Raw genomic sequence first — 26,568 nt, 5'->3', positions numbered from 1 at the left:
CCACGAAGCGGGCCTTGTTGCTTTTACTCTCTGAATATCACCAGCGGCCACGGCCCTGGCCGGGCTGTTGGCCCCGACCGGGAGACTGTCCCCCGCCGGACGGGGATTGCCGCCAGTTCGGCTGCTGCCGGGACGGCTGTCCCTGCCCGTTGCCCCGACGCTGGTAATCGGGCTGCTGCCAGCCCTGGCTCCCGCTCCGGCCCTGTTGGGACGGACCATTTTGCCACTGGCGGTTCGGACTCCGGCCCTGGCTGTTCCCTGAGCCTTGGCCGCGCATGCCATCCTGCCGCTGGGGTCGGGTGTTGCGCCACTGCTCCCGGACGCGTTCACGCTGTTCCGGGGTCATCTTTTGATACTGTTCGCGGGCCCGCTGAAGCTGTTCCTTCCGCTCCGGACTCAGCTGCTTGAAGCGCTGGAACCGCTCGCGCACCTGCTCCCGCTGCTCCGGGGTCATGGCCTTCCACTGCTGGAGGCGCTCCCGGGCCTGGGTCCGCTCCTTGGGGGACATCTTCATCCACCGGTCGGCCCCACGCGTCAGCCGCTCCTGCCGGTCCGCGCCGAGGCCGTCCCAGCGGTCGCGGTACGGGGCGAGCACCTTCTGCTGATCGGGAGTCAGGTCCTCGAACCGCCCGGCCAAAGCCGGGGAGCACAGCGCCAGGACGAGCACCCAGGCCGCCAGGCCGCACAGGGCACGGGCCAGCCCGCGCACGAAACGCTTACTGTCCTTCATCATTGCCCTCCTGCGCCGTCGCATTGTCCTCTTCTCCACTTTGCATGGTATCCGTCAGCACGCCGGGGTCTACCCATCCGGCGTCGTCATCCTCAAACTCGGCCAGAAACTCCAGCATATCCATGTCCGGAGCGTCCGCTTTTCCGGTGCCATCCGCCGCGTGAGCGGGCATGGTAACCAGCAGGACGGTAATAATTCCCGCCGCGAGAAACCTCGTCATGTGCAGCTTCCTCCGCCAACCATTCGAGGAACTCCATCTCCTCGTAAAAATCCAGCGACTCCCCGCTGGTCAGGATGTCCAGATCGGTCACGTACTCGCCCGCAGTCGGGGGCGTGGTTCCGTTGAAGAGGAACAGCCCCACCAGCAAGGCGGCGGCCAGTCCCACGGCAGGCGTGCCCCAGGCCAACCACTGCCTTCGCCGCCGCGCCCGGCCGCGTCCTGCGGTATCCAGGGCGGCGTTCCTTGCCCGCGCCAGTCCCGCGCGGGTGACGCCGTCCAGGCCGTCCACCGATTCATCCAGGACAAACCTGGCCTTTTCCAAAAATTCCCGGTCTCTATCCGTCATGGCCAATGGTCCCCCAATTTGTCCCGGAGGGCGTGTACCGCCCGGGAGTAATGGGTCTTCACCGATCCCTCGGAGCAGCCCATGGCCAGGGCCGTCTCCTTCACACTCATTTCCTCCCAGGTGCGGAGCAGGAAGACCTGCCGCTGCCTGTGCGGAAGGGTTTTCAGCGCGGTTTCCAGTTGTCCGAAGGCGTCGCCCACCTTGGCGGCGTGTTCGGGGTCCTCTGCCTTGTGGTCCGGCATGGCCTGGATGGGGTCGCCCTGGTTCCGGTCCTGGTCCGGGCTGAACCACATCCGCCATTTGTTCCGCACGGTCCGCTTGCGATACAGATCCTTGATACGGTTGTTCAGAATCGTGTAGAACAGCGGCCTCCATTGATCGCGCGGCTTGGAGGCGTACTTGTCGACAAAGCGGCACATGGAATCCTGCACCAGATCCAGTGCGTCATCCGGATCGCTGCAACCGACCAGCGCCATGCGGTAGGCCTTGGCCTCAATGGATTTCAGAAACGCTTCCATGCGCTGGTCCGATGCGTCGATTGCATGCCGTCATGTGGGAGCCCGTCCGGACGGGCTCCCGGTAGTTTGTTCATCTATCGGCGGCCGAAGCGCCGAGCGCCATAAGAATCACCAGAACCCCGGCTGATACCCTGTCGGTTTCCGCCGTATGCCTGGTTGAACCCGCCGCTGCCGGATCCTCGGCCGGAGTTGTTCCACGCGCTCCTGCCGCTCTGGTTGAAACGGTGTTGGTTCGCGTAGCCGTTGCGGTTGTTCCACTGCTGCCTGCCGCTGTTCGCGCCCCGACTGTAGTGGCCGTATCCGCTGCTGCCGCCCTGGCCGTAGCTGCGCCGTCCATTGTTCGCGCCGCGGCTGTAGCCGTTGTTGCTACCCTGGCCGAAGCGATGCTGCGCATTGCGGCTGTTCTGGCCGTAGCTGCGCCGCCCGTTGTCACGCCCCTGATTGCCGTAGCGTTGCCGTGCGTTATTCCGGTCCTGGCTGCCGTAGCGGGAACCTCCGTTGTTCTGGCCTTGGCCGTATCGGCTCCTGCCGGTGTTAGCCCCATCGCCACGAAAGGAACGGCTCCGGGTGCCGTCAGTGTAGCCGCTTTGGCCACTCCGGTCGACCCTGGTATCAGCGGTCCCGCCACCGTTGCTGACGCCGCTTGCCGATGTCCTGTCCGAGATTTCCCCGGAATAGCTCCGTCCGGAATCCGAACGATAGCCAGTGCCGCCATCACTTCGGGTGTTGTAGCCGCTTTCCACGCTCGTCGTGCTCTCGCCGTAGGTTTCCTCCGCCAAATCGGAAGAGGCGGCGCGGGCCGACGTGGCCAGCAGGATCAATCCGAGGAATGCAATCATCAATAATGATTTGGTCATGGTACTTCTCCAATAGTCAGTCCGTTGTGCGCGCTGATATCAAATAGAACGGGTATCTCGCCCGTCGGTTGACAAAAAAGAAACCGCCCCGTGGGGAGGCACGGGGCGGACGGGCCGGGTGAAGCCCTGGGGTTGGGAAGGAGGCGTGCGCCTCCAAGCTGCCTGTTTCAATTCCCGCGCCGCATTGCGGACGGGAAAGCCATGTTAACGGCCATGACGGTAGTGATGTCGGTATGCGACCTTGCGGTGCTTATTCTCGTACCGGGCGTGGCGGGCGATGGCTGCGCTCTTGCGATCAAGGGCCCGGTTGATGCGGGCACCCTTGGCATCGAGCCTGGCGTTGATGCGGTCGCCCTTGGCGTCGAGCATGAGCGCGGTACCGAAGTCGCCGTGCAGGGCCGCGTTCAGGGCCATGAGATCATAGTGTTCGTTGATGCGGTCGCCCCTGGCGTCGTACTCTTGGGCGATGCGGTCGCCCTCCCGGTCCAGTTGGCGGGCGAGACGGCCACGGTCACCGGCAAAAGCCGCTGTGGCGGACAGGGCCAGGATCAGGGTCAGTGCGATAAGAATGCGAGTCTTCATGTCTGTAGCTCCTTGGGTTGCATGCCCGAGTGCGTCGTCACACCCCTTTCAACGCCACTGCCCTGAGCCGGTTGACAAAAAAAATCCCGGCGGACATTCCACCGGGATTTTCGTCGATTGAATCAATACCCCTTTCATCCAAAAACAAAAGCTGAAGCCGCCGTGCGGCGGCGATTATCGCGAGACTTCGCCTCCGGCGGGCAAGGGGTTGAGCCCCTTGCATCCCCGTTTTCACGCCTCGGGCGCGGCGTCATACGCAAAGTGGATTTTTCCATAATCAAAAGGACTATTGTTATTCTTTGCCTTGCGCCCTTCGAGTTTGTGCCTTCACGGTTCAGCTCCCGAGCTTCCGGTTCACGGCCTTGAGGACTTCATCCACCGTGACCGTGCCCACCTGCACGCCGGACTGGCCGGACTGGACAATGGCGTGGATATCGGCCAGGGGCCGCCAGCACTCATAGGTGAAGTCGGCCAGGATGGCGACCATGGGCGCGTCCACGGCGGCGGCCAGGTGCATGGGGCCGGTGGAGCTGGTCACGAACAGGTCGCAGGTCTTGAGAAACGCTCCGAGCTCGCGCAGGCTGCCGCCGGGATAGAGCACCCGGTCCTCCGACCAGGTGAAGCCCTCGAGCAGCCCCTCGTCGCCCGGTCCGGCCACGATGTAAATCTCCACGTCTTCCCGCTCCAGCAGCCGATCGGTCAGGGCCACGAAGCGGTCCTCGGGCCAGCGGGTGTCCACCTTCTTGGCGTTGCCGATGAACACGGCCACCCGCTTCTTCCCTTCGCGCCGGGGGAACCGCTTTCGCTGGCGCTCCAGCACCTCTTCCGGCAGGGGGTAGACCATGCTCCTGTCCTCGGACGGCGCACCCAGGTGGGCCGTGACCCGGAGCATGAAGTCGATGGTGTGGTCACCCTTCACCATGCGCACGGTCTCGGGATAATACCCCTCGGTCTTGCGCGCCCAGGTGCCCACCAACCGGCGCGCGCCCAGAAACCGGGCCAGCCGGGAGGTGGTGCCGGACTCGCCGTTGAAGTTGACCACCAGGTCATAGCCCGTCAGCCGGTGGCGCAGAAAATGATACGGCCACTTCCAGGGCTTCTTGGCCGGAAACACGTACAGGTTGTCGATGTGGGGGTTGCCCTCGGCCACGGAGCGGTTGCCCTCGCTGGCGATCAGGTCGATGCGCGCATCCGGGAATCCCTGCCGCATGGCGCGCAGGGCCGGTGTGGTGCAGAACATGTCGCCGATGCGGTCGGCCCGCAGCAGCAGGATCTTCTTGATTTCGTCTTTGTTCATCCGGCAGAGCCCGTCGTTCCTACAGATATTGGTTGGTCCAGGCCACGATGTCCCTGGCGTTCATGGCCCCGGCCTGGGACGCCACCTGCCGACCGCCCCGGAAGAGCATCAGCGTGGGCACGGACCGGATGCCGAAATGCCCGGCGATGCCGACCTCGGCGGAAGTGTCCACCTTGGCCAGCCGTACCCGGGGGTGCAGCAGCTTGGCCGCCTCCTCGAACTGCGGCCCCATCATCAGGCACGGCCCGCAGGAAGGCGAGTAGAAATCCACCAGCACGGGCACATCCGACTTGGTCACATGCCGCTCGAACGTGCTGCCCACCAACTCCAGCGGCTTGGCCTCGAACACCCTGCCCCGGCACTTGCCGCAGGTGGCCTCGGCCTCGCGCCCCGCCTGAACCCGATTGATCGCCCGGCAATGCGGGCACACTATATTTCGCGTCTGTGTATTCATGCTGTTTTCTCCACGTTTCCCCCTACATAACCACTTCACCCCGCAAGGCAATAGGAAAAGCGGTGACGCTCATGAAGGGATGTCGCCCCTGTAATCCGATCCGGTCGTCAATCCCGTCAAGAGGAAATGTTATGCCATTTTCGCCCGTTTTCATCCCTCTGACGCCCGTTCTTATCCTGGGCCGAAAACCCGTGGTACGTTTTTTCGGATTCCCGGCAATGGTGTTCGGGGACGAAAAGCTCACGGAGGTTACCCATGAGCAACGTATATACTTGCGAGTTGAAGCACGACCGGAATGGCCGCATCGTGGAGAAAGTCGAGACCGTCCAGGGCAAGGCCATGAAGTGGACCTACGCCTACGACAAGGAAGGACGGCTCTTCGAGGCACACCTGGGCAATCGGCTGGTCTGCCAGTGCCATTACGACCGGGAAGGCCGACGCCAGCAGGATTACTTTCCCAGGACGCACGGCAAGGACATCCGCAACTACAGCTACCGCATGGACAACCGGCTGGCCTCGGCGGGGAACAACCGGTTCACCCACGACAAAAACGGGTTCCGGTCCATCTGGAACCATGAGGGGCAATACACCACCTACCGGTACGCTCCGGACTACCGCCTCTTGCGGGCGGAACAGGAGGACGCGGGCATTGTCTTCGAGTTCACGCACGACGAAAACGGCCGGCGCGAGGTGAAATACCGCAACGGCGAGCTGGTCGAGGCCTATACGTGGCTCGACTTCCTGCGCCTAGCCGGATTCCATGACGGCGAGGCCGGCTACCGTTTCGCTTACGACGGCGACGAGCGCACGCCCTATGCCATGCAGCGGGAAGACGGCGCCGTGGCCTACCTGTACTACGACCAGGTTGGCTCCCTGCGCGTGGTTGCCGATGGGTCCGGTAACGTGATAAAGGAAATCCTGTACGACCCCTTCGGCGGCATCATCGAAGACACCAACCCGGGTTTGCGAGTCCCCATCGGCTTCGCGGGCGGGTTGCACGACAGGGATCTCGGCTTCGTCCGCTTCGGCTGGCGAGATTACGACACCTTCACCAGCCGCTGGACCGCGCCCGATCCGCTGGGCGACAAGGGCGGTGACCCGGACTGGTATGGGTACTGTCTGGATGATCCGGTCAATGGGGTAGACCCGCTGGGGCTATTTGCTTGGCTATCGCAACTCTTAGCCAAAGGTGCTGCCAATGAAGCGGCAAAGACTTATGAAATTATGAAGAATGTTAAGTGGGGCGGAAACGGACGTGCTCCCATATCTGATGGCCCTATGTATGGCAATTGGGGTGGCAAGAACTATAGCGGAGGCAAAACCGGCGGAGAAGTTGGTGATGCGGGGCCGATTGACAGCTCGGATGTATTGTATAAACAGCATGATCTTGCTTACGAGAAGGCCAAAAATACTCCGGTGTTGGGAGATGTTAAAAAGGCTCAGCGTGAAATGATTAAAATGGCAGACAAAAATTTGGTTAACGGCTTGAATGAGTTGGATAGCGACCCTCGAAATTGGCCAAGCCCTCCTCCTGTTGGAACTGAAAAAACTGCTAGCTGGTTTAAGGACAAAGCGGAATGGTGGTTCAAATGAAGGCAGACAAAGATAATACAAATGCTGATCGTACTGCAGAGATCATATCGATGTTGCTCTGTGTTTCTTCCGTGTTCCCATGGATAATAAACATATGGCGATGGGGAGGCATGTTTGATTCCTTTCTGTCGATCATAGTTCTTCCGACTATCCCTTGGTTTGTTCTGCTGGGGTTTCTTATTTATTACAAAACCAAACCGCTTCGTCGCTACTGGTGGGGCTTGAGCTCAGCGTTCCTATGCCTTCCGCTACTTGCTGTTGATGGCTTGGTCTTCCTCTGTTGGGGAACAGGTGGATTCGCTCCCTAGCCCACAAGTAAAATGTCAAACGTAAAATGCACCAAAGCAGCATATACCATAGCCTTGTTGCTTTGGTGCATTCCTATTTCCCCCAACTTAATATTTGGGATTAATACTTTTAGCTGTTGGTCATTGTCCTTATCATCCCTTTGGTCACTTTGATCTTTTGCTGGTTAATCATAAGGAAAAGCTACCCGTACGTCACCAGCCGCTGGACCGCGCCAGATCCGCTGGGCGACAAGGCATCGGCGAGAACCCAAAGGCACTGAGGAGGGCCTGAGCCGATCAAATGAAGCTCCGGCTCGGATCGTCTCTCTTGCAGCGTGCTGCTCAATATTGGCAGAAAATGCGTGTTTTTTGTCATTGCCGCCACTCCCCGTCCTCCCTATCTTGTTTCCATGAAGAAACGCATGGAGTTCTATTTCTACCAAGGCATGCTGGCACTTGATGTCACCGGTCCCCTCGACGTCTTTCAAGCTGCCAACGAATTGCTCTCGCGAAATGGCAAAGGGAAGGGGGGATACGAACTGACTTTTTCCGCCAACGCCCCCGGACCGGTATCCACTTCATCCGGCCTGTGCCTTCATGCAGATGCCCGTCCCGGAATGAAAAAAATTGACACGCTATTGGTACCAGGCGGGATGATCGCAGAAACGGCTTCCACGGACTCGACAAACAGTCTGAACATACAAATGGCGGCACAAAAAGCGAGACGGGTCGTTTCGGTGTGTAGCGGCGCCTTCCTCCTGGCTGCAGCAGGCCTCCTTGATGGTCGAAAGGCGACCACTCATTGGATGGTAGCCGACCGTCTGGCACAACTTTATCCGGCTGTTCACTTGGAACAGGACTCCATCTACGTGCAGGACGGCAATACATACACCAGTGCAGGCGTGACCGCCGGGATAGATCTGGCCCTTGCGCTGGTTGAAGAGGATTACGGCCCTTCCTTGGCCATCGAGGTGGCGAGACTGCTTCTGCTGTACCGCAGAAGACCGGGCAATCAGAGCCAATTCAGCACGACACTTGCTCTGCAAGCGAAGGTGGGCAAGCGCTTCAAGCCTCTTTTCGATTGGGCCGAAGCCCATCTTGATCAAAAGCTCACAGTGGACCAGTTGGCCGAGAAAGCCCACATGAGCTCCCGCACTTTTGCACGAATTTTTCCGTCGGAAACCGGCATGAGCCCTGGCCGATTTATTGAGCAGCTGCGGATCGATCGCGCGCGCGAATTGCTCGAATCCGGTGTCGAAGGGCTTGAACAGATTGCACGTGAATCCGGCTTCGGTCGCGAGGAGCGGTTGCGCCGCGCCTTCCAGAGAAGGCTCGGCATCAGTCCGGCTCAATATCGAGCCCATTTTATGAAAGGAGAACAACATGACCAAGGGTCTTACATACGGGATATTCATTTATGAACAGGTCGCCGAACTGGACTTCGTCGGCCCGCTCCAGGTTTTCGGCGTATCAAACCAGCTACTACAAAGCGGACAGGTCGTGACCATCGGGCAGGACACACACCCCCTGCGCGGAGTGGGCGGCTTGCAGATAGTGCCTGACTACAGCTTCGAAAACGCTCCAAAACTGGACGTCCTGCTTCTGCCAGGTACAGCGGAAATCAGTGAATATGCACTTGGCAACGACAAGGCCATCGACTGGGTGCGAGACCAGTACAACAAAGTGGATTGGATGACAGGCGTCTGCACGGGTGGACTTCTCCTGCAAAAGGCGGGCTTGCTCAAAGGGCGCAAGGCTACCACCCACTGGATGCTTATGGAATCATTGGCCAAAGACCCTGAAGTCACGGAATTACCGGACCTTCGCTATGTCCGCGATGGCAACATCGTCACCTCTCAAGGTATTTCCGCCGGCATAGACATGGCCCTGTGGCTCGTCGGAGAAATCCACACCCCTGACCACGCCCGCATGGTCAGAAAAATACTTCAGTACGACCCGGCCCCACCGTACACGGGTGAAGTGTAAAGGAGTTCCCATCCCCAACCCAACCAACATCATTTACAGGCTTTCTCTGTGATCGGCTTCGTTATTTAAGAGCTGGAGACGACGCCGCAGCAAAGGGATGAGCCACACAAAAGACGGGTTACAGCAATATGCTGTAACCCGTTGATTTGTTCTGGCGTCGCCAAGAATGTTCGCCGACAAGGTTAATTAATTCAATTGGCTAGTTCTCCATGATTGACTGGAGCATGTCAGATGATGCTGATACATCGCATGATATTTCTGACCATTCGTGTCCAGTTTTCTTGGCATGTTGTACACCACCCTCTTTAGAAAGGGACTTCTGTAGTATGGATTGGAAAGAATCTTATCTAATTCAGACTGAATTACAGCATAACCATCAAGGGTAAAATAGCACAGAGTGTTATTTATCTCATCCCACTCTTCTATTCGCACCTCATCACCATATGGGAAATTCACAATATTTTTCATCCCCATGCTTACATAGTGTAGAGAATCAAATGCCTTTTTAAATCTTTTGTTAATTGATTTCATATAATCATCTGATATAACTTCACGCAACACATCCATAAGATCGGTTTTCAAGGTGCCTTTAACGATATTTAATACTGTGCTGCTGGCAAGCCAGGATGCAACGTCGTAACACTCAACCCATCCGCAGCCGCAACCAAGCACCTTTACCGGGTTGTGTGTGACAGGTGTAATAGCCCCAACATATTTGGGAAATGCCAACTGGGGATCACCTGGAATGCAATCCCGGAACTGATCGCTTAATCTTCCATGTCTTTCTTTTTTTACTATCCTCAGCAGCAGACCTTTTTCAATAAAATGTGACAGCAAGGATGGGTCTACAACCATTCTTCCCAGATCTTCAGAGTATTGGCCACCAGTACGCTCACGCACCTGTCTTTTGAACCAAAGCGGAATACTGTCAGTTATGCCATAATCCTCTTTAATCAATCTGATATTGAGGACGCAAACGTCTATGTGCCTGGGGTTTACCAGAAGATCCCCAAAATCAGCGATTTGGCAATTATCAGAATACGTCCCGGCCAAGAATACGGTCAACTCCATTAATTTCGCATAGCTCAAGGCAATAACAGGATAATATGTAGCATCGGAATTCCTTGATATGCCCTCTAGCTCGACTTGTCTTAATGTAATAAATTCCTCATCCAAATTCTTAGGATCTACTGTCGAATCCAGGAACTCATTAAATCTTATTAAGTCAGCTATTGTCGTGTCCATCATTCACTCCGTATGCCAAGCGGGTAAAAATTTGCCTTGCCCTGTTCCCACCAGTCAGTCGCTCTGAAAAAACTAGCTGCATTTGCTGGTCATCGTTGCCCCGTGTCCTTTCCGAGCAGTAGAAATACCAAGAACGCACACAGGTCACGTTGAAGAACGATTCCAAGTTTAGCCCACAAAGAGTTATGCCCATATTGGCACAATACGCTTTGAAAACATATTCAGCAAAGAAAGCGATCAACCCAAAGATGTGAGCACACGGTTATTTCAACCTTTCGATATTACTATCTAAAACAAACATAGTATCCGATGGATGTGTCCGGTAAATTTTCCACCCCACAAAAAAGGAGATCACTCTAAACGATTGATCTCCTCCCAGAAGAGTGGCGGAGCCGAAGGGACCCAAGCTTCCCCGGCGCGACAAAACGGCTGCCCCCGACGGCGACCAAGGCCTCAAGCTGTTTCCTAAGATTTTATTTCGCCCCGAATACTGCCGGGTGTTTTCACCATTTTTAATGCAAACAAAAACCGGGTTACATCTTTTGATGCAACCCGTTGATTTGTCTTGGCGTCCCCAAGGGGGTTTGAACCTCTGTTGCCGACGAGGGAGGCCCCGGCCTTCGTTCAGTAATTAAAGCAAATTAATATGTTACAATATTCCGCAGGTGCCAGAGAATTGTCACAAATGCCCCAGGTTTTGTGTCTGGATTTGTGTCTAAACGTTCGATTTCAGTCGAACATGAAAATACGACTTCAAAGGCAAGCGGCTGGATGATTTTATCTCCCGAAGCAAGCTGGAACGCAGGTCCACACCCCCGGGTGTCTAAAGCAACCCGTCGTCAATGACGGTGCTGTGGTCAGCCGATTCTTAAGCCACGACTTGAAAGTGTCCCCAAATTGATCGGCTATTTTTTTGAATGTTGGCTATAACTGAGCCGAACAAAGGAAAGCACGCCAAGGGCTCATGGTCTGCGATTCAGCATGGCCTGGCATCCCATCGTTTCTCTCAGTTATGTGAAATTAATAACACTTGACTCGAAATGGGCTTGGGATTTTATTACCCATTTTCCCGCGTGACCCTCCAGCCTTTGGCCCTCATAGAAACAGACCACCGACTGTGATCCACGGAGAACCATTTAAACAAGGTATCTCAATGGCATTCTCTCTGCGTGCGCGAGCCGCTTCGCTCGCTCCCAAAAGCTTTACGTATTTGAAAAGTTATTCCTTAAATGCGCTGCAGCGTGACCTCGGGGCCGGAGTCACTGTCGGCATTGTGGCCCTGCCCCTCGCCATGGCCTTTGCCATTGCCTCGGGAGCCGGTCCGCAGGCGGGATTATATACTGCGGTGGTCGCCGGATTCATCATCTCGATTTTGGGCGGCACCCGCTTCCAGATTGGCGGCCCAACAGGCGCATTCGTAATCATCATTGCCGGAGTCATCGGTCGGAATGGATACGAAGGTCTTGTTCTGGCCACCATTTTGGCAGGCCTGCTGCTCATCCTCATGGGGATCTTTGGCATGGGACGGCTGTTGCAATACATCCCTTACCCGGTCACAGCCGGGTTTACCTCAGGCATCGGCCTGCTCATCTTCACTTCGCAACTCAAGGACTTTTTCGGGCTTCAGATCAGTCAGATGCCATCTGCATTTGCCAGTCAGGTTGTGGCCTGTGCTCAGGCCATGCCTTCGTTTGCCCTCGCAACATTCTGCATCGGCACGCTGACCTTGGCGGTCATGCTGATGGTTCGCCGGTTCATCCCGCGCATTCCTGCCCCGTTTGCCGGAATCCTTATCGGGAGCATTGCGGCTTGGGCTCTGGGCTTGGACGTGGAGACCATCGGCAGTCGATTCGGAGGCATCCCGGCGACCTTGCCAAAATTCATGCCTGTCGCGGGGGTCACTCTGGCCGATATCCGCAATGTGCTCCCCGACGCCCTTTCCATCGCCGTGCTCGCGGGCATAGAATCCCTCTTAAGCGCCACCGTGGCTGACGGCATGAGTGGCGACCGACACAATTCATCCACGGAATTGGTGGCTCAGGGAGCCGCCAACATCGCCTCTTCCCTGTTTGGCGGCCTGCCTGCAACCGGGGCCATCGCCCGCACCGCCACCAACATCCGGGCCGGGGCCTTTTCCCCCTTTGCCGGGGTGATTCATGCCCTGACCCTAGTGATGTTCATCAAATTCCTGTCACCGGTGGCCTCGCTTATCCCCTTGTCCAGTCTGGCTGCCGTGCTCATGGTCGTGGCTTGGGACATGAGCGAACCCCACCGTATAAAACGATTGTTGCGCGCCCCCATGTCCGACTCCATGGTCATGCTGAGTGCCTTTGGTCTGACCGTATTTATAGGGCTGACCACAGCCGTGGAAATCGGCGTAGTCCTGTCCGCCATCCTGTTCATGAAACGCATGAGTGAATTGGTGGATATCCACAGTTTGGACACCGGATTGCCCGAAGAGGCGATCATCAGTCGCCGAACCGGTCACCCCCGAATGGTTGTGTATGAAATTTCCGGTCCTTTGTTCTTCGGTATGACCCATCGGTTCCTCGACGTCATGCGCTTTACCCGAAAGAAACCGGAAATACTCGTCTTGTGCATGCGCCAAGTACCGACTATTGACGCCACAGGGCTGGAAGGGTTGGAAACCGTTATTCGCCGAAGCCAACAACAGGGCATACGGGTCATCCTGTCCGGCGTGCATCCCACCATCATGAAGGTTATGAAACGGATGGGAACGGATCAAATCGTCGGTAGCAACAATATCTTCACCGACTTCTCCACGGCAGTTTCGGAGAACCTCCCCTTCCTTACTGAGGACGATACTTCGGTCAAAGTCGTGATGGGCAAGGCAGCACATTCCGTGTAGCTGAAACCATACGCACACCACCAGACAGGAGAAAGCCCCGGCAATCAGACCGGGGCTTTTCATTATACTGGGCTGGTAAAGTGCCTTCTTCATCCAATCTTTGTTGGCACAGGTCTTTTAAAGCGGACTCACTTTGTTGAATCTCACATCCAAGAGGATAAGGGACCGGCCCTACAGGCCCGTAACAGGATTCAAGAAGTGAAGTATTTCAACGTCCCTTCATTAGCCTTACACATATTTTGTGTCTAAAACATGTACTGTCCTGTGTATCGAAAACGAAAAAGGCACTCACGAATTGATTCGTAAGTGCCTGTTTTTCTTATGGCGTCCCCAAGGGGGTTTGAACCCCTGTTGCCGGCGTGAGAGGCCGGAGTCCTAGGCCACTAGACGATGGGGACGCATATATGGTGGGTCGTACTGGGCTCGAACCAGTGACTCTCTGCTTAAAAGGCAGATACTCTACCAACTGAGTTAACGACCCGCGCTCAGGGAAGGTATCTCTATGCCATTTGGCTTTGCCGTGTCAAGCAGAATCTGTGCTCTTGCCGTGCGTTGAATTTTGTCTACAACCATTCGGCATCACTGTCAATTTAATTTTTTTCTTGCAAAAAAGTTCTCAGATGATATACTCCCGCCCCTGTCCGTTTGCGACAAATCCCCCTTCAAGGAGCATACATATGACCAGAAAAGACAGAACAGAGGGTATCTACTCCCGCCGCGAAGTCCTCGACGAGTCCGAGCGCAGGCAATATTGCCAGCTCCAGCTCAAAGAGCTGCTCTCATACGCCTACCGCTACTCCGAGGACGTCAAGAAGCGCTTTGACCGCGCCCAGTTCAACGTGGAGAAATTCCGCACCCTCAACGACCTCAAGCATATCCCCATTATCAAGAAAAAGGAACTCATCTTCCTCCAATCCATGGGCCCCCGCCTGGGCGGGCTGCTGACCAAGGATCTGGGCGAACTCCAGCGCGTGTTCCTCTCCCCCGGCCCGATCTTCGACCCCGAAGACCGCACCGAGGACTACTGGGGCTGGACCGAAGGCTTCTACGCCGCAGGCTTCCGCTCCGGCGACCTGGCGCAGATCACCTTCAACTACCACCTCGCCCCTGCAGGCCTCATGTTCGAGGAGCCCCTGCGCAACCTCGCCTGCGCCGTTGTCCCGGCCGGACCCGGCAACACCAACTCCCAGATCGAGATCATGCAGAAGCTGCGCGTGACCGGCTACGTCGGCACCCCCAGCTACCTCATGCATCTCGCCCAGAAGGCCGAGGAAATGGGCCTCTCCCTGCGCAAGGACCTCTTCCTGGAAGTGGCCTTCGTCACCGGCGAGAAGTTCTCCGAAAAGATGCGCTCCACCCTGGAAAAGAAATTCGACTGCATCATGCGCCAGGGCTACGGCACCGCCGACGTCGGCTGCATCGGCTACGAGTGCTTCCACAAGGACGGACTGCACCTCTCCAACCGCGCCTACGTTGAAATCTGCCACCCCGACACCGGCATCCCGCTCAAGGACGGCGAAGTCGGCGAAATCGTGGTCACCGCCTTCAACAAGACCTACCCCCTCATCCGCCTGGCCACCGGCGACCTCGGCTACCTTGACCGCTCCCCCTGCGCCTGCGGACGTACCTCTCCGCGCCTCGGCGGCATCGTCGGCCGCGTGGACACCACCGCCCGCATCAAGGGCATGTTCGTCTACCCGCACCAGGTCGAACAGGTCATGGCCCGCTTCGAGGAGGTCAAGCGCTGGCAGATCGAGGTCACCAACCCCGGCGGCATCGACGAGATGGTTCTCTCCATCGAGGCCGGCCAGTTCAACCAGGAGGACGAGCTGCTCCACCTCTTCCGCGAGAAGATCAAGCTGCGCCCCATCCTCAAGGTCCTGGCTCCCGGCACCCTGCCCCCGCAGATCCGGCCCATCGAAGACAAGCGTACCTGGGACTAACCCCGGCGCGCGGCACAACCTGCCAATCACACGGCCAGCACCACTCAGGTGCTGGCCGTTTTCATTGTTGCGGGCAGAAATATTTCGATGCTTCAGACAACCAAAAACGAGGCGGTGGCCCGGGCTATCTCTTTTTCGCCACGGGTAACAAGGGCTTCGGTGAAGAGGACGCGTCCACCCCGCTTGACCACTTTGGCCTCGCACTCGAGCACGTCGCCGAGGCCTGCGGGCCGGAAGTAGCTGACGTTGAGGTCCACGGTGGTGGTGAAACGGCCAGGGGCGTTGCCGCCGAGGGCGGCATGGGCCATGGCCTCGTCGAGCAATGTGGCGAGGATGCCGCCCGCGAGTTTCCCGCCCCCCTGGATCAGGCCAGGGACGACCGGCAGGCGCAGGGCGGCTCGGTCAGGGACGATTTCGAGGATCTCCACACCGAGAAAGGCGAAGAGGGGATTGACCTGCTGGCCGGGTTTGCGAACCTCGGCAAGATAATTTTCCGGCATGACTCAGTCCTGGCTTGCGAGTTGGCGCTGCATGCGTTCCCTGAGCGAAATGAGAAACGCGACGGTCGCGTCCTCGTCGTCCGGAAAGGCGCCTGGCTCCAGTTCGAGGGTAATGTAACGGGAGTAGCCGACCTTGCCAAGATGCGCGAGAAACTCTCCCAGGGGCAGAGCTCCGGCTCCTGGCGTGAGGTGCTCGGTGTAGCCAACCGCATCGGAAAAGTGAACGTTGTAGAGGAGATCCAGGGGCACCTTACGGATTGCCGCCATGACGTCGCGCCCGGAAACACCCATGTGGCAGACATCGAAAGTGAGCCCGACGTTCTTGTCGCGACACTGATCCATGAGCTTGTCCAGCGGATCCCTGCCGAATGGAGACCCTTCTGCCCAGGGCATATTTTCCAGGGAGAAGCGAATGCGCCCCTTGGCGTCCAGGAGAAGCGGCAGGTCATAGGCCTTCTCGAACCAGCGGTTGGAGATCATGTTGGCCAGCCGGGAACCGGGTGGGTGCATGGTGATGTGGTCCGCCGGCCCAAGGGAGTTGGCCAGGGCGGTGGTCATCTTCCAGGAGGCTAGGTGCCCGCCCCAGGCCGCCCAGCCGCGAAACGGCGCGTGCAGGCTGCGGATGGGCAGCACTTCGCTGATCCGCTCCAGGCCTGTCCCGGGAACGAGGTCCGGCGAATTCATGATCAGTTCCATGCCGTCGAAACCCGCGTCCCGCCCGATACGCGCGATGCGTTCCAGCGGAAGATGGAAAAGACAGCCTGCCGATAGCAGGATGCGGGGACCGGCCTGGTCGCGATCAGGACTTTCCATACTCCCTGCATACCCTGCCGGACCGCAACCGCCACCCTAATTTCGGGGAAGGGCGCAAACGGCCCGGTGAACGGCGCGCCGGACCGCGGGGAGCGTCTGTCGGCCCACCGGCTCCGGAGCTGGGTTCATCGGCGCGAGCTCCAGGCGACAACGAGCCAACCCAGAGTGATGCTCCCAGATCGGCAACTCTCAACTAGTTGTTATAAAGGAAGATAAAGTAGGTAAAGTTATCGAAAAGTTATTTAACAGGCGACTTTTCAATAAGGTCGAGCAGGACCAGACACCAGGACAAATCCCGCTTGTTGTCCTCGGTCATGTCCCCAAGGAGCCACTCCTTGAGAGGCTTGATCGCTCCTTTCAGCCGGACGTGACCGCGCTCCTCGATGTGGTAGGCGGCGTCCAGGGCCTCCATGCAGAGGGCGTCAAACCCGTGGTCGTGCCCACCCGAATGGTGGGCGGCCATGGCCCGCACCGTGAGCAGTGCGTAGACGACTGCTTCGGTCTCCCGGTAATCGCGGCCCCAGACCTCCCCGCCCGAAATTTTCGGACGAGGCGGACGAACCCGCTTTTCCTTATTTTTGCCGAGTAGTTCCCGGTACTGATCCAGTGCGACAACGCTCCCCATGACGGCTCCTTCTCCTGTGGTAGCCATCTTTTCGGCTGGTTTCGACGAAAGCTTAAGGTAAAAATTTGCTTCCGACGGGATGAAAAAAGGCGTCCTCCCTGGGGGAGAACGCCCTGAATGCCTGATTGGCGCGGGCGGGAAAAACCGCCCAAGTACCCGATTAAACCACGCGGTGAACCGGGTCGACGGCCCAGTACTTCACCGGGAACCGCTCCTCCATACCTGCCTTGAGCCGCTTGAGGTCCGGCTTCTCCATGTCGCGGAAGCGGATGTAGACGTCCTTCATGCCTTCGGTCTCCGGGGCATTGTGGGTCATGATGCACATGATGCGCGCGCCGCCCTGCTTGAGGTAATCCAGGACCGGAGCCAGGGAGCCGGGCTCGTTGGACACCTGCAGGCCCACCTGGATGCCGCCCTCGTAGATGCCGGAGATCTCCACCAGCACCTTGAACACGTCGGTGTCGGTGAGGATGCCGACCACCCTGCCGTCCTCGTCGACTACGGGGAGGCTGCCGAACCGGCCTTCCAGCATGAGGACCGCCGCCTTTTCCACGGTTTCATCGGGACGGATGGTCACGACCTTCTTGGTCATGATATCCTTGATCCTGATCTCCGAAAGCAGATAGTACAGCTCGTGCATGTCCAGCGTGGTAGCCTTGGACGGCGAAGCCTCCTTGATATCCCGGTCGGACAGGATGCCTAAGAGCTTGCCGTCATCGTCGACGATGGGCAGGCTGCTGATGTTCTTGTCCTTCATCAGCTTCGACGCCTTCATCATGGAACGATCGGCGGTGAGCGTCACCACGTCCTTGGACATCCAATTCTCTACCAACATATGGGTTCCTCCTGGTGAAATCCTGTTTGATGAACGGGTTGCGTTCAATAGTCTTCATCATACCCATATCCGCAACCGTGTGTTTTGGCTAGTCTTGACGTTGAATCCGGCGCCGCTTTCGGAAGAAAGCCCCCGGCGCGGGTCGTAACCGTGGGGAAAATGAGGTCTCTTGTGTTTTTCCTTTCGGGGAAGTAGTGAGATGAGACGTGCCCTCCCGCACGATTACCGTCCCGCAACCCATGGAGCCAACCCGTGAGCCGTACCGTGTTGACCCTCATCGTAGTCTGCCTGGCCCTGGCCTTAGTCCTGGGCGGCTGCAACGCCACAAGCGAAGACACTATCGGGAAAAAGGGCGTGCCCGGGGTCACGGACACGGAAATCCGGCTCGGCTCCTCCCTGGCGCTCACGGGCCATGCCGGCTACCTCGGCACCCAGACCCTGCGCGGAGCACTGGCGTATCTTCGATGGGTCAATGAGGCCGGAGGCATTTACGGCCGCAAAATCACCATCAAGGCCGAAGACGACTCCTACGACCCGCCCCGCTGCCTGGCCAACACCCAGCACTTCATCATCGACAACAACGTCTTCGCCCTGTTCTGCTATGTGGGCACCCCGACCACGGTCAAAGTCCTGCCCATGGTTGAAGAGGCAAGGATTCCGCTCATCGGCATGTTCACCGGAGCCAACGGCCTGCGCGAACCCTTCAACCGCTACGTGGTGAACATACGCGCCTCCTACTACCAGGAAACCGGAGCCGCCGTCCGGCACCTGGTCCAGGACCTAGGCATCAAGAAAATCGCGGTCTTCTACCAGTACGACGCCTACGGCTTCGACGGACTGGTCGGCACGGAGCTGGCCCTCAAGGAATTTCACCTGGAACCGGTGGCGCGCGGCTCGTACATCAGGGGGACGCAGGACGTCACCGAGGGATTCAACAAGATCGCAGCCTCTGGAGCCGAGGCCGTGGTCATGGTCGGCACCTACGGGGCCTGCGCCCGGTTCATCCGGCTGGCCAAACGGCACGAGTTCTCCCCCATCTTCTACAACGTCTCCTTCGTCGGCGCCGAGGAGCTGGCTAGGCGCATCGGCCCTGGCGCGCCGCCGGTGCTCATGTCCCAGGTCGTGCCACAGCCCAAGGAGCTGGGGGACCCGGACGATGCCGCCGTACAGTACGTCACCCTGCTCGAGCGCTTCTACCCGGGCGAAACCCCGAGCTTCGTGGGTCTGGAGGGCTTCCTCAACGCCCGCATCCTGGTCGAGGGGCTCAGGCGGGCCGGGCCGGACCTGACCCGGGAGAAATTCATTGACGCCATAGCCTCGCTCCACAACTACGAACTGGGCTCGGGCATGACCGTCACCTACGGCAAGCACGACCGGCAGGGTCTTGAGGACGTCCACTTCACCAGGCTGGTAAACGGGCGGTTCATTCCGTTCACGGACTGGAATGTCATCCGGCAACAGAGGGAGGCCCGGTGAAGCTCAAGGAACAGCTCATTCACCGCTTCCACCACGCCGGGCTGAGGGAAAAGCTGCTCTTTTCCATGCTCGTGGCCGTATTGTTCATCTCCGTGGCCATCGCCTTTATCGCGCGCTACATTCTGCTCAGCTCCCTGAACCAGGAGCTTGAGATGCGCGGCGAGGCCATCGCCCATTCGGTGGCCGAACGCGGCGGGTCTTACATCCTGGACAACGACATACCGCAACTTCTGGTCCTGATCTTTGACGAGGCCAAGCTTCACCAGCGCAAGCATCTGCTTTCCTACATCTTTATTGAAGACGTCAACGGCAAGCTCCTGGCCCATACCATGACCAAACGGCTGCCGGACGTACTGCTCTCCAATAAACTTCCACAAGGCAAGCATGACGCCATCAAGCTGTTGAACGTGGAAGGCGAACACATCTACGACGTGGCCGCCGCCATCAATGAGGGCCTCTACCGGATCGGCACCGTGCACGTGGGCCTGAACAAGGAACACATCGACACGCTCGTGGGCAAATTACGGGTCGCCTTTCTCGGCTTCATCTCACTGGTGGTGTTGATCACGATATTCCTCTCCTCCTGGCTGACCCGCTACATTACCAAGCCGATCACGGACCTGACACGTCTCTCGGATGAAATAAGCCGGGGCAATTTCGACATACCGCTCAAGCTCGGTCCGGACGAGGACTGGGACACGGCCAACTGTCCGGCCTTCACCAATACGGACCTGCCCTGCTGGCACTTCGACGAGTCACGCAGCGGCGAGGCTCCCGGTGAAGAGCACCGCAAGTGCGCCAAGTGCGCCTTCTACCGAAAGCACGAGGGCGACGAGGTCGTCCAGCTCTCGGACTCCTTCCGCAACATGGTCTGGTCGATCAAACTGTACCGCCGCCGCCTGCGCGAGTCCGAGGAAAAGTACCGCTCCCTCTTCGATTCCGGACCGGACCCCATCTTCGTCGTCGACTGCGCCACAGGCGACATCCGCGACGCCAACCCCCGCACCGAGGAGCTCTACGGCTACGCCAAGGAGGAGCTGCTCGCGCTGAAATTCCTGAACCTGGGGCCGGAACATAACGCCGAGTGTCTCAACTACTTCAGCGAAGGCGGAGGCGGCTGCGTCTACTTCCCCAAGGTGCTCCACTACAAGAAAGGCAATGAGCCGTTTTTCGTCAACATGCACGCCTGTCCCATCTCCTACCGGGGCCGCCACGCCATCATTGTCGCGGTCACGGACATCACCGAGATGATTGAAAAGGACGCCCAGCTCATCCAGGCGGGCAAGATGAAATCCCTGGGCGAGATGAGCGCCGGCGTGGCCCATGAGATCAACCAGCCGCTCAATGCCATCAAGATGGGCAGCGAGTACCTGGCCATGATGCAGGAGCAGGACCTCGCCGTATCCAAGGAGGACTTCCTCCAGGTCGTGGCCGAGATCTCCGCCCAGGTGGACCGCGCCGCCGAGATCATCGACACCCTGCGCTCCTTCGGACGCAAATCCGATCTCATCGAAGAACTGGTCGACATCAACCAGCCTGTCCGGGCCGTGCTCTCCATGGTCCGCCGCCAGTTCGAACTCGACAACATCCGCTTCGAACTCGACCTCACCGAGGGACTTCCCAAAGTCTCGGCGCACTCCAACCGGCTTCAGCAGGTTATCTTCAACCTGGTCACCAACGCCCGAGACGCCATCAACGACTGTTCGTCGCCCATGGACGCAGTCTGCGACCGAAGGATCACCATCCGCACAGGTAAATCCGAGGGGAAAATCTATACCGAGATTGAGGACACCGGAGCGGGCATCCGCGAAGAGGACCAGCACAAAATTTTCGAGCCCTTTTTCACCACCAAGGAAGCAGGTCAAGGAATGGGGCTGGGCCTGGCCATCACTTATGGCATCGTCAAGGACTACGGCGGAGATATCCGCATCAACAGCGATAATAAAAAAGGAACCGTGTTCCGCATGCAGTTTCCGGCGGCAAACACGCGAGGAGGACCCTCCATATGACGGACAAGGAAAAAGTACTGGTCATCGACGATGAAAAACCGACCCTGAGAATGTTCTCCCTGCTGCTCTCAGCCTACGGGTACGACATCCTTACAGCGGAGAATGGCCATGAGGGCGTGGAGCTGTTCAAGGCGGAACGGCCCAACCTGGTGCTCACGGACATCAAGATGCCGGTCATGGACGGCATCGAAGCGCTCAAGGAAATCAAGCGGATCGATCCCCACGCGGAGGTTATCGTCATCACCGGTCACGGCGACATGGACCTGGCCATCCAGGCCCTCAACCTCGACGCCACGGATTTCATCAACAAGCCGTTGCAGCGGGAAGCGCTGGAGCAGGCCCTAAACCGTGCCTCGGAACGGCTGGCCATCACCCGCAACGAGGAGGGCCAGATCAGCGTCCGGGAGCGGCCCGAAGCTGCGGTCATCGCCGTGCGCGGCAACATCTCCGGGCACACGGTGCCCCATCTGGACGCAGCCTTCCGCACTGCAAAAGGACTTGGCAAGGGACTCATCCTGATCCATTTCGAGGACAACGCCTCCATCAACGGCGCGGGCATCACCGGCCTGACCCGGCTTCTGCAAACCCACCGCGACGAGGGCATCCAGGTGGCCCTTGCCGGCCTCTCCCCCAATTTCAAGACCGTATTCGACATGGTCGGCATCACCAAGCTCGCCAGCATGTACGAAAGCGCAGAAGAAGCCCTGCAATAGTCCGTCTGAATCTGTTGAACGAAAAAGGCGCGGCCCCGGAAGGGCCGCGCCTTTTTCGTCGAAAAGCCAGGCTCACTTCTTGAGCTTGCACAGCTCCTGAATGAGCACCCCCAGATCGGGACGCCTGTTGATATCATGTACGTCGATGTAGCGGATGATTCCCTGCCGGTCGATGACGAAAAGGGCCCGCTCACTGGTCCCGTCCGAACGCAGCACCCCGTAGCTGGACGCTGCCGCGCCGTGAGGCCAGAAATCCGAGAGAACCGGAAACTTGAGCGTCCCCATGGCCTCGGACCAGGCGTACTGGGACGGCGTGTTGTCCTCGCTGATGCCGAGCAGGACAGCGTCGTGCTGCTCGAACAGGGACAACGCGATGTTGTAGCCCGGCCACTGGTCCGAGCACACAGGCGTCCAGGCGGCCGGGACAAAGGAGAGAACCACATTGCTCTTCCCCTTGAAGCTGCTCAGGCGCACCCGCTCTCCCGTTATGGACGGCAGCTCGAAGTCCGGCGCCGGGTTGCCCACCTTGACCTTGAGGACACTGTCGCGCGGCTTGAGCTCCGGAAGTTGGTAGATGGTCAGCTTATCCGCATAAGAGGCAGTTGCCAATAACCCTACGATAATCGTGAAAACTATCTTTTTCAGCATATTATCACCTCAACTTATATCCCAGTATGCTCCTTGATGGCCTGTAACAGCGCCTCAGTGCCCTCGGCTTCTCCCACCTTCTTGAAAAGGATTTCCGGCTCCGGACCGAGCTTGACGACATAAAAGGCCGGCGTGGGAACTTCGCCCAGGGCCTTGTGGATGACGTAGTCCTCATCGCCGAACAGGGGAAACTGGACCGCGTACTTCTTCCTGTAGAACTCCACCTCGAAAGGCGTGTTGCCCAGAGCCAGCCCAAGGAAGCGAATCCGGCCCGCTTTGTCGGCCGCGGCAATCGCCTCAAACGCCTCGTTCACGTGGGGCGCGTCCCGCTGGCAGATGGGACAGTACATGGAATAGGCTTCGATAAAGAGGTACTCGGCCCGAATGTCGCTCAACTTGAAGGAATCGGAGGCGACCCCGAGATACGCCCGCTGATCCTCGTCCAGCTTGCCGCCGAGCGCGAGGTCGGGGAAGGGATCCCCTGCGTAGGCGCACGTAGCGCCCAAAACCAATACCGCCAACAGAAACAAACTCGCTCGTTTCATAATTTTCTCCTTGTATGCCCGACTACCCCGGCGGCAAAACGCAACGGCGCGGATTGCGCCAAAAGGTTTTCCGTCTACGGGGACGCGTCACCGTATCATGATATAGTGGAAATAAAAGCATCCCCGCACAAAGCAGGGCAACATTGGTCTGGTTTCGCACCGACGGTCGCTACTTCACGCGGGTAACCACCGCTCCGCGCTCCCGGTCCGGCTTCAGCTCGAAAATCCGATCGGCGGCACCGGCGAAAAGATCAAGGGGGTGGTGGCTAATGACCAGAAGTTGCAATGAAAGCTTGTCGGCTATCTCGTTGATGATCTTCATGAACTTCGGTACCAGCGCCGGTTTGAGCCAGCAGTCCTGCTCGTCCAGCACCAGGAAACGGCGATGATGCTCTTCAGGCAGCTGCGACAGGGCGATCAGGCGCAGCCCCACTGAGAGGATATTGCAGACCGAGCCGCCCTGACCAGTGAGGATATCCTCCACCTCATCGTCCCGACCACGGTTCTGGATCTGGAAATGAATCTGGAGGCGGTTGTTCTTCACCTCCCGTTCGGTGAAGACCACGCGGTCCTGGCCGAGAATCTCCCGGATGCCATGGGTCAGGTTAAGCTCCACTTCGTCCAGGATTTTGCCGAACAGGGCCTTGGACAGTTCTTCGAGACGGTCCCTCGCCTCCGGCGCGAGCACCAGAAACTCGCGCTCGGCGCCAAGCGAGGAGCGCACCCGCCCATGCTCGTTATGCAAGCTCTCGGCGAGAGCCTCCAAACGGTCCAGGCTGCGTTCCGCCTCGCGGATATCCGGCAGGGCCACATCCGTCGTCATCAGTTATCCCCGCCCACCCCGCTCTCAACGGCGGCCAGATCGGCTTGAATCTGTTGGATGTGCTCGCGGTAGCTGGCCACGACCTTGCGGTTTTCCTCTCTTTTTTCTTCAAGCAACGCTTGCAGTTCCTTCGGGTCGCTGGTGCCGTATTCGGCTTCAGCGCGCGCCTTGAGCGCCTCCAGGCGGCCGGTCAGATCCGTCACCTGCTGCTCCGTGCGGACCCGCTGATCCCGCAGTTGTTCATACTGCCGACGCAGGCCGTTAAGCTCCTGCTCCAGTTGGGCATCCTGGTTTTTCCCTGTTCCGTTGGAGTGATTATTCACCGTTGACGACCTCCTCGTAGAGTTCCCAGATGAGCCTGCCCTCGCTGCTCTTGCGGGAAACGTTATCCTGTAAAAACTGCTTCAGTCCCATGCCTTCCCTGGTCCGCTGCCAGGCCAGCCGCTCCAGCCCCTTGACGTAGTCGGACTCTCCTGTCGCGTTCTCATCTTGGGGCGGCAGCTCCTGATCCGGAAAGACCTTATCAAAAGATTCGAACGGCACGACCCATTTCTCCAGCTCCTCGCAGCCCGGCGTCCAGATGGCGGCGGCAGGCTCGCGGACCTTGGAAAGCTCCGTGAAGGTGAGGCGGGTGATATTACCGGGGTTGGCCCAGGTGGTTTGTCCCTTCTTGACGGTCGGCTGGGGGCGATGGATATGACCGTTGACCAGCCAGTCGATACCGGGAAGCTCCTTGATACCGTAGGCTCGGTCCAGAAACTCCGGGAAACGGATGTTATGGTGCGCCACCCAAAGTACGGTCTCTGGATCGCCCTCCTGCCGGGCGTACCCCTTGGGCAGCGGCGTGCCGTCCGGGCTGGCCCCGACCAGGACGTCGCCTTCGCCGGTCTCCAGCACGAACTGCGGGCCGTCCTCCTTCATCAGCCGGATCACTCCGGCGGCTTCGAGCACGGCCAGGGACACATCTTCGGTGAACCGGGACTGATACTTGTCGTGATTTCCCACCAGGGCCCAGACCTGCTCGTCGCCGTGCCGCGCCCCGAAGATGCGGATCAACTCCACAAGCATCTTGTTGGAGTTGTCGCGGGGCCAGTGAAAAAGGTCTCCGAGGATGACCGTGACCATCCCCAATTCGCTGGCACGGGCCAGTCCGGCCTCCAGCTTTATCATGATCTGATCGAGATAACCCTCGAGCCGCTGACCGGGCGGAATGTCCGCCAGATGCGGGTCGGCCATGAAGAAGAGTCCGTTGCCGCGGATGCGCTCAAGCGTCATGTCCGTGCCTCCGCTCAAGGAATCCAAGGGAATTCAACTCCCCGCCGCAGGTGGGGCACCGCCCCAGCTCATCCAGCCGGTGGCGAATGTGCTTCTCCAAGGTCTCCAACTCCGTCTCCAAGCCTGCCAGGCGGTCTTGTGCCTCCCGGCATTGCCCGGTGATCCCGTCAAGCTCGGCCACCACCCCTTGGAGAGGTTCGCAGTCCGCGAGTGCGGGAGGTTCCGCAACGCTCCGAAGCGTCTCCCTCCGTCGCGTCTCCCGCCGTGATCGATAGGTGTGGGCAATGATTTCGTCCAGGATTGCGACGAGTTGTGCCGTTTCATCCGGCACTGGGGGAGGCAATAGAGCCCGACCGGTTTCGGCCTGTTTCCGAGCGAGATTCAGGGCCGCCTCAATGTCTTGCAGTTCCTTGTGGAAGCGGGCCAGAAGCGGGGTGTCGTGTACCTCGGGCGGGTCGGCCAGGACGGCCAGAGTTGCTGAAATTCGCGCCGCGCCATTGAGGAACGCCCCGGTTCCTTCCAACTGTGAGAGCAGTTCTGTTAATCCACCTACATCATTGAGTTTCGGTACGTCAGTAATCGTATCCAAAACCCCCTTGCATCGAACCAGTCCGGCATGCTCGACTGTCAGTGTGACATGGTCGGCAAGGGTCGCTTCCAGGGCGGGAACAGCGACTTGAAGTTCCTTTGCTGTCGACTCCAGTTCACGGGCCGTTTCCAGGTGCAACGCGATGTCCGGCAACAGGGAAAACCGCTCCATTTCGGTTTCGATGGCGGTCAACCGCGCCTGGAGCTCCCGTTCCCGGCGCTTCGCATCCTGAGTTTTCCGCTTGAGCAGGTTCTGCATGGCCAACAGGTGGGCCGACTCCGTGGACGCGGCAAAAAACGCGGCGGCGTCGGACTTGGGCTGGTTGAGCAGGAAGACCGGGTCGCGCTGGTTGCCCACATGTACGTCAACAGGATCCTTGTTCTCCCCCTCCAGCTCCACCAGGTCCAGTCGGAGCGCGGCCAAGACGTCCTCGGGCGGTTTGCGGCCGAATTTCCAGTATTCCACCGGTTCTTCCGCGCCTGGTGCCCAAAGCTCATACCCCGAGGAGCGTTTTTTCCGAACCCAGACGATGCGGGTGCCGTCCTCCAGCTCCACAGTGACCCGCGCCTCCTTGGCCCCGTGCCGAATATAGTGGCGCGGGATCGGGTTGGTGGCCACGCATCGCAAGGCCTCCACGATGGCGGACTTGCCCGTGTTGTTGGGACCTGTCAGAGCATTGATGCCGGGTCCGAGCTCCAGCTCAGTGTCGGCATGAGCCATGAAATCCTTGAGAACAATCCTGGTTATCATACACTTATCGGTTATTGTTAACCAACTGCTTTACTTGCCT

Annotated in this window: 27 protein-coding genes and 2 tRNA genes; 8 read left to right on the top strand and 21 right to left on the bottom strand. The window is 58.6% G+C overall.

Annotation, left to right across the window (positions count from 1 at the left end; genetic code table 11):
- Positions 1 to 37: 37 nt before the first annotated feature.
- From GM415_RS05775 to GM415_RS05745, 8 genes are all read right to left on the bottom strand, one after another.
- Positions 38 to 733, bottom strand: coding sequence for a DUF3106 domain-containing protein (locus GM415_RS05775; protein WP_158946869.1), 696 nt, complete (start codon positions 731 to 733; stop codon positions 38 to 40).
- Complete coding sequence (locus GM415_RS18180) at positions 717 to 848, bottom strand: hypothetical protein (RefSeq protein ID WP_277872931.1); 132 nt, start codon at positions 846 to 848, stop codon at positions 717 to 719. The genes GM415_RS05775 and GM415_RS18180 overlap by 17 nt, the downstream gene beginning before the upstream one ends.
- Positions 823 to 1,296, bottom strand: coding sequence for a hypothetical protein (locus GM415_RS05770; protein ID WP_158946868.1), 474 nt, complete (start codon positions 1,294 to 1,296; stop codon positions 823 to 825). The genes GM415_RS18180 and GM415_RS05770 overlap by 26 nt, the downstream gene beginning before the upstream one ends.
- A complete protein-coding gene (locus GM415_RS05765; protein ID WP_277872940.1) occupies positions 1,293 to 1,835 on the bottom strand; it encodes an RNA polymerase sigma factor in 543 nt (180 codons plus the stop codon). The genes GM415_RS05770 and GM415_RS05765 overlap by 4 nt, the downstream gene beginning before the upstream one ends.
- Positions 1,836 to 1,888: 53 nt before the next feature.
- Positions 1,889 to 2,671 (bottom strand): hypothetical protein, encoded by a 783-nt coding sequence (locus GM415_RS05760; RefSeq protein ID WP_158946866.1) that lies wholly within the window; start codon positions 2,669 to 2,671, stop codon positions 1,889 to 1,891.
- Between the two features lie 204 nt (positions 2,672 to 2,875).
- A complete protein-coding gene (locus GM415_RS05755) occupies positions 2,876 to 3,253 on the bottom strand; it encodes a hypothetical protein (protein WP_158946865.1) in 378 nt (125 codons plus the stop codon).
- A 334-nt stretch (positions 3,254 to 3,587) separates the two neighbouring features.
- Positions 3,588 to 4,550: a glycosyltransferase family 9 protein gene (locus GM415_RS05750; RefSeq protein WP_158946864.1), complete on the bottom strand. Its 963-nt coding sequence runs from the start codon at positions 4,548 to 4,550 to the stop codon at positions 3,588 to 3,590.
- 19 nt (positions 4,551 to 4,569) lie between these two features.
- A complete protein-coding gene (locus tag GM415_RS05745) occupies positions 4,570 to 5,004 on the bottom strand; it encodes a thioredoxin family protein (RefSeq protein WP_158946863.1) in 435 nt (144 codons plus the stop codon).
- Positions 5,005 to 5,259: 255 nt separating this feature from the next.
- On the opposite strand from GM415_RS05745, the gene GM415_RS05740 reads away from it, so the two are divergent.
- The 3 genes from GM415_RS05740 (at position 5,260) to GM415_RS05730 (ending at position 8,870) form a co-directional block, all read left to right on the top strand.
- Positions 5,260 to 6,597, top strand: coding sequence for an RHS repeat domain-containing protein (locus GM415_RS05740; RefSeq protein WP_158946862.1), 1,338 nt, complete (start codon positions 5,260 to 5,262; stop codon positions 6,595 to 6,597).
- 622 nt (positions 6,598 to 7,219) lie between these two features.
- Positions 7,220 to 8,305, top strand: coding sequence for a GlxA family transcriptional regulator (locus GM415_RS05735; RefSeq protein WP_242012368.1), 1,086 nt, complete (start codon positions 7,220 to 7,222; stop codon positions 8,303 to 8,305).
- Positions 8,268 to 8,870 carry a DJ-1/PfpI family protein gene (locus tag GM415_RS05730; protein ID WP_158946861.1) on the top strand — a complete coding sequence of 201 codons (603 nt, stop codon included), beginning with the start codon at positions 8,268 to 8,270 and terminating at the stop codon, positions 8,868 to 8,870. Before GM415_RS05735 ends, GM415_RS05730 begins: the two co-directional genes overlap by 38 nt.
- Before the next feature lie 186 nt (positions 8,871 to 9,056).
- On the opposite strand, the gene GM415_RS05725 is transcribed toward GM415_RS05730, so the two are convergent.
- The gene (locus GM415_RS05725) at positions 9,057 to 10,115 is read right to left on the bottom strand and encodes a hypothetical protein (RefSeq protein ID WP_158946860.1); all 1,059 of its coding nucleotides are present in this window, start codon (positions 10,113 to 10,115) and stop codon (positions 9,057 to 9,059) included.
- Positions 10,116 to 11,268: 1,153 nt separating this feature from the next.
- On the opposite strand from GM415_RS05725, the gene GM415_RS05720 reads away from it, so the two are divergent.
- Positions 11,269 to 12,984, top strand: a complete 1,716-nt coding sequence (locus GM415_RS05720) for a SulP family inorganic anion transporter (protein WP_158946859.1) — start codon at positions 11,269 to 11,271, stop codon at positions 12,982 to 12,984.
- Positions 12,985 to 13,306: 322 nt separating this feature from the next.
- Here the strand turns inward: GM415_RS05720 and GM415_RS05715 are convergent.
- A tRNA-Glu gene (locus GM415_RS05715) sits at positions 13,307 to 13,382 on the bottom strand.
- Positions 13,383 to 13,389: 7 nt separating this feature from the next.
- A tRNA-Lys gene (locus tag GM415_RS05710) sits at positions 13,390 to 13,465 on the bottom strand.
- 196 nt (positions 13,466 to 13,661) lie between these two features.
- Here GM415_RS05710 and GM415_RS05705 point away from each other — a divergent pair.
- Positions 13,662 to 14,927: a phenylacetate--CoA ligase family protein gene (locus tag GM415_RS05705; RefSeq protein ID WP_158946858.1), complete on the top strand. Its 1,266-nt coding sequence runs from the start codon at positions 13,662 to 13,664 to the stop codon at positions 14,925 to 14,927.
- Positions 14,928 to 15,019: 92 nt separating this feature from the next.
- Here the strand turns inward: GM415_RS05705 and GM415_RS05700 are convergent, their stop codons facing one another.
- From GM415_RS05700 to GM415_RS05685, 4 genes are all read right to left on the bottom strand, one after another.
- A complete protein-coding gene (locus GM415_RS05700) occupies positions 15,020 to 15,427 on the bottom strand; it encodes a PaaI family thioesterase (protein ID WP_158946857.1) in 408 nt (135 codons plus the stop codon).
- A gap of 3 nt (positions 15,428 to 15,430) precedes the next feature.
- Positions 15,431 to 16,240, bottom strand: a complete 810-nt coding sequence (locus GM415_RS05695) for a sugar phosphate isomerase/epimerase family protein (protein WP_158946856.1) — start codon at positions 16,238 to 16,240, stop codon at positions 15,431 to 15,433.
- A gap of 238 nt (positions 16,241 to 16,478) precedes the next feature.
- The gene (locus tag GM415_RS05690) at positions 16,479 to 16,892 is read right to left on the bottom strand and encodes a hypothetical protein (RefSeq protein WP_242012365.1); all 414 of its coding nucleotides are present in this window, start codon (positions 16,890 to 16,892) and stop codon (positions 16,479 to 16,481) included.
- A 133-nt stretch (positions 16,893 to 17,025) separates the two neighbouring features.
- Complete coding sequence (locus tag GM415_RS05685) at positions 17,026 to 17,700, bottom strand: CBS and ACT domain-containing protein (protein ID WP_158946855.1); 675 nt, start codon at positions 17,698 to 17,700, stop codon at positions 17,026 to 17,028.
- Positions 17,701 to 17,952: 252 nt separating this feature from the next.
- Here GM415_RS05685 and GM415_RS05680 point away from each other — a divergent pair, with 252 nt between their 5' ends.
- From GM415_RS05680 to GM415_RS05670, 3 genes are all read left to right on the top strand, one after another.
- Entirely contained in the window at positions 17,953 to 19,176 is a 1,224-nt protein-coding gene (locus tag GM415_RS05680; RefSeq protein ID WP_158946854.1) for an ABC transporter substrate-binding protein, read from the top strand.
- A gap of 65 nt (positions 19,177 to 19,241) precedes the next feature.
- Positions 19,242 to 21,185 (top strand): ATP-binding protein, encoded by a 1,944-nt coding sequence (locus tag GM415_RS05675; RefSeq protein ID WP_158950790.1) that lies wholly within the window; start codon positions 19,242 to 19,244, stop codon positions 21,183 to 21,185.
- On the top strand, positions 21,182 to 21,898 hold the full coding sequence (locus GM415_RS05670) for a response regulator (protein ID WP_158946853.1): 717 nt from the start codon (positions 21,182 to 21,184) through the stop codon (positions 21,896 to 21,898). The genes GM415_RS05675 and GM415_RS05670 overlap by 4 nt, the downstream gene beginning before the upstream one ends.
- A gap of 72 nt (positions 21,899 to 21,970) precedes the next feature.
- Here the strand turns inward: GM415_RS05670 and GM415_RS05665 are convergent, their stop codons facing one another.
- From GM415_RS05665 to GM415_RS05640, 6 genes are all read right to left on the bottom strand, one after another.
- Positions 21,971 to 22,546, bottom strand: coding sequence for a peroxiredoxin (locus GM415_RS05665; RefSeq protein ID WP_158946852.1), 576 nt, complete (start codon positions 22,544 to 22,546; stop codon positions 21,971 to 21,973).
- 14 nt (positions 22,547 to 22,560) lie between these two features.
- Positions 22,561 to 23,091 (bottom strand): peroxiredoxin family protein, encoded by a 531-nt coding sequence (locus GM415_RS05660; RefSeq protein ID WP_158946851.1) that lies wholly within the window; start codon positions 23,089 to 23,091, stop codon positions 22,561 to 22,563.
- Between the two features lie 169 nt (positions 23,092 to 23,260).
- Positions 23,261 to 23,914 (bottom strand): hypothetical protein, encoded by a 654-nt coding sequence (locus GM415_RS05655; RefSeq protein ID WP_158946850.1) that lies wholly within the window; start codon positions 23,912 to 23,914, stop codon positions 23,261 to 23,263.
- Entirely contained in the window at positions 23,914 to 24,237 is a 324-nt protein-coding gene (locus tag GM415_RS05650; protein ID WP_158946849.1) for a hypothetical protein, read from the bottom strand. The genes GM415_RS05655 and GM415_RS05650 overlap by 1 nt, the downstream gene beginning before the upstream one ends.
- Positions 24,230 to 25,189 carry a metallophosphoesterase family protein gene (locus GM415_RS05645; protein ID WP_158946848.1) on the bottom strand — a complete coding sequence of 320 codons (960 nt, stop codon included), beginning with the start codon at positions 25,187 to 25,189 and terminating at the stop codon, positions 24,230 to 24,232. Before GM415_RS05645 ends, GM415_RS05650 begins: the two co-directional genes overlap by 8 nt.
- Positions 25,179 to 26,528 carry an AAA family ATPase gene (locus GM415_RS05640; protein ID WP_158946847.1) on the bottom strand — a complete coding sequence of 450 codons (1,350 nt, stop codon included), beginning with the start codon at positions 26,526 to 26,528 and terminating at the stop codon, positions 25,179 to 25,181. The genes GM415_RS05645 and GM415_RS05640 overlap by 11 nt, the downstream gene beginning before the upstream one ends.
- Positions 26,529 to 26,568 lie beyond the last annotated feature (40 nt).

The organism is Pseudodesulfovibrio cashew (assembly GCF_009762795.1).
In the GTDB taxonomy this organism is placed as follows: Bacteria; Desulfobacterota; Desulfovibrionia; order Desulfovibrionales; family Desulfovibrionaceae; genus Pseudodesulfovibrio; species Pseudodesulfovibrio cashew.
Note: the sequence above shows the minus strand (reverse complement) of the source record. Positions and strands in the feature narration are given on the sequence as shown.

Bases quoted from the DNA above. Each gene is read 5' to 3' on its own strand.
- GM415_RS05775 (WP_158946869.1), bottom strand. From the start codon at position 733: ATGATGAAGGACAGTAAGCGTTTCGTGCGCGGGCTGGCCCGTGCCCTG.
- GM415_RS18180 (WP_277872931.1), bottom strand. From the start codon at position 848: ATGCTGGAGTTTCTGGCCGAGTTTGAGGATGACGACGCCGGATGGGTA.
- GM415_RS05770 (WP_158946868.1), bottom strand. From the start codon at position 1,296: ATGACGGATAGAGACCGGGAATTTTTGGAAAAGGCCAGGTTTGTCCTG.
- GM415_RS05760 (WP_158946866.1), bottom strand. From the start codon at position 2,671: ATGACCAAATCATTATTGATGATTGCATTCCTCGGATTGATCCTGCTG.
- GM415_RS05755 (WP_158946865.1), bottom strand. From the start codon at position 3,253: ATGAAGACTCGCATTCTTATCGCACTGACCCTGATCCTGGCCCTGTCC.
- GM415_RS05750 (WP_158946864.1), bottom strand. From the start codon at position 4,550: ATGAACAAAGACGAAATCAAGAAGATCCTGCTGCTGCGGGCCGACCGC.
- GM415_RS05745 (WP_158946863.1), bottom strand. From the start codon at position 5,004: ATGAATACACAGACGCGAAATATAGTGTGCCCGCATTGCCGGGCGATC.
- GM415_RS05740 (WP_158946862.1), top strand. From the start codon at position 5,260: ATGAGCAACGTATATACTTGCGAGTTGAAGCACGACCGGAATGGCCGC.
- GM415_RS05730 (WP_158946861.1), top strand. From the start codon at position 8,268: ATGACCAAGGGTCTTACATACGGGATATTCATTTATGAACAGGTCGCC.
- GM415_RS05725 (WP_158946860.1), bottom strand. From the start codon at position 10,115: ATGGACACGACAATAGCTGACTTAATAAGATTTAATGAGTTCCTGGAT.
- GM415_RS05720 (WP_158946859.1), top strand. From the start codon at position 11,269: ATGGCATTCTCTCTGCGTGCGCGAGCCGCTTCGCTCGCTCCCAAAAGC.
- GM415_RS05705 (WP_158946858.1), top strand. From the start codon at position 13,662: ATGACCAGAAAAGACAGAACAGAGGGTATCTACTCCCGCCGCGAAGTC.
- GM415_RS05700 (WP_158946857.1), bottom strand. From the start codon at position 15,427: ATGCCGGAAAATTATCTTGCCGAGGTTCGCAAACCCGGCCAGCAGGTC.
- GM415_RS05695 (WP_158946856.1), bottom strand. From the start codon at position 16,240: ATGGAAAGTCCTGATCGCGACCAGGCCGGTCCCCGCATCCTGCTATCG.
- GM415_RS05690 (WP_242012365.1), bottom strand. From the start codon at position 16,892: ATGGCTACCACAGGAGAAGGAGCCGTCATGGGGAGCGTTGTCGCACTG.
- GM415_RS05685 (WP_158946855.1), bottom strand. From the start codon at position 17,700: ATGTTGGTAGAGAATTGGATGTCCAAGGACGTGGTGACGCTCACCGCC.
- GM415_RS05675 (WP_158950790.1), top strand. From the start codon at position 19,242: ATGCTCGTGGCCGTATTGTTCATCTCCGTGGCCATCGCCTTTATCGCG.
- GM415_RS05670 (WP_158946853.1), top strand. From the start codon at position 21,182: ATGACGGACAAGGAAAAAGTACTGGTCATCGACGATGAAAAACCGACC.
- GM415_RS05665 (WP_158946852.1), bottom strand. From the start codon at position 22,546: ATGCTGAAAAAGATAGTTTTCACGATTATCGTAGGGTTATTGGCAACT.
- GM415_RS05660 (WP_158946851.1), bottom strand. From the start codon at position 23,091: ATGAAACGAGCGAGTTTGTTTCTGTTGGCGGTATTGGTTTTGGGCGCT.
- GM415_RS05655 (WP_158946850.1), bottom strand. From the start codon at position 23,914: ATGACGACGGATGTGGCCCTGCCGGATATCCGCGAGGCGGAACGCAGC.
- GM415_RS05645 (WP_158946848.1), bottom strand. From the start codon at position 25,189: ATGACGCTTGAGCGCATCCGCGGCAACGGACTCTTCTTCATGGCCGAC.
- GM415_RS05640 (WP_158946847.1), bottom strand. From the start codon at position 26,528: ATGATAACCAGGATTGTTCTCAAGGATTTCATGGCTCATGCCGACACT.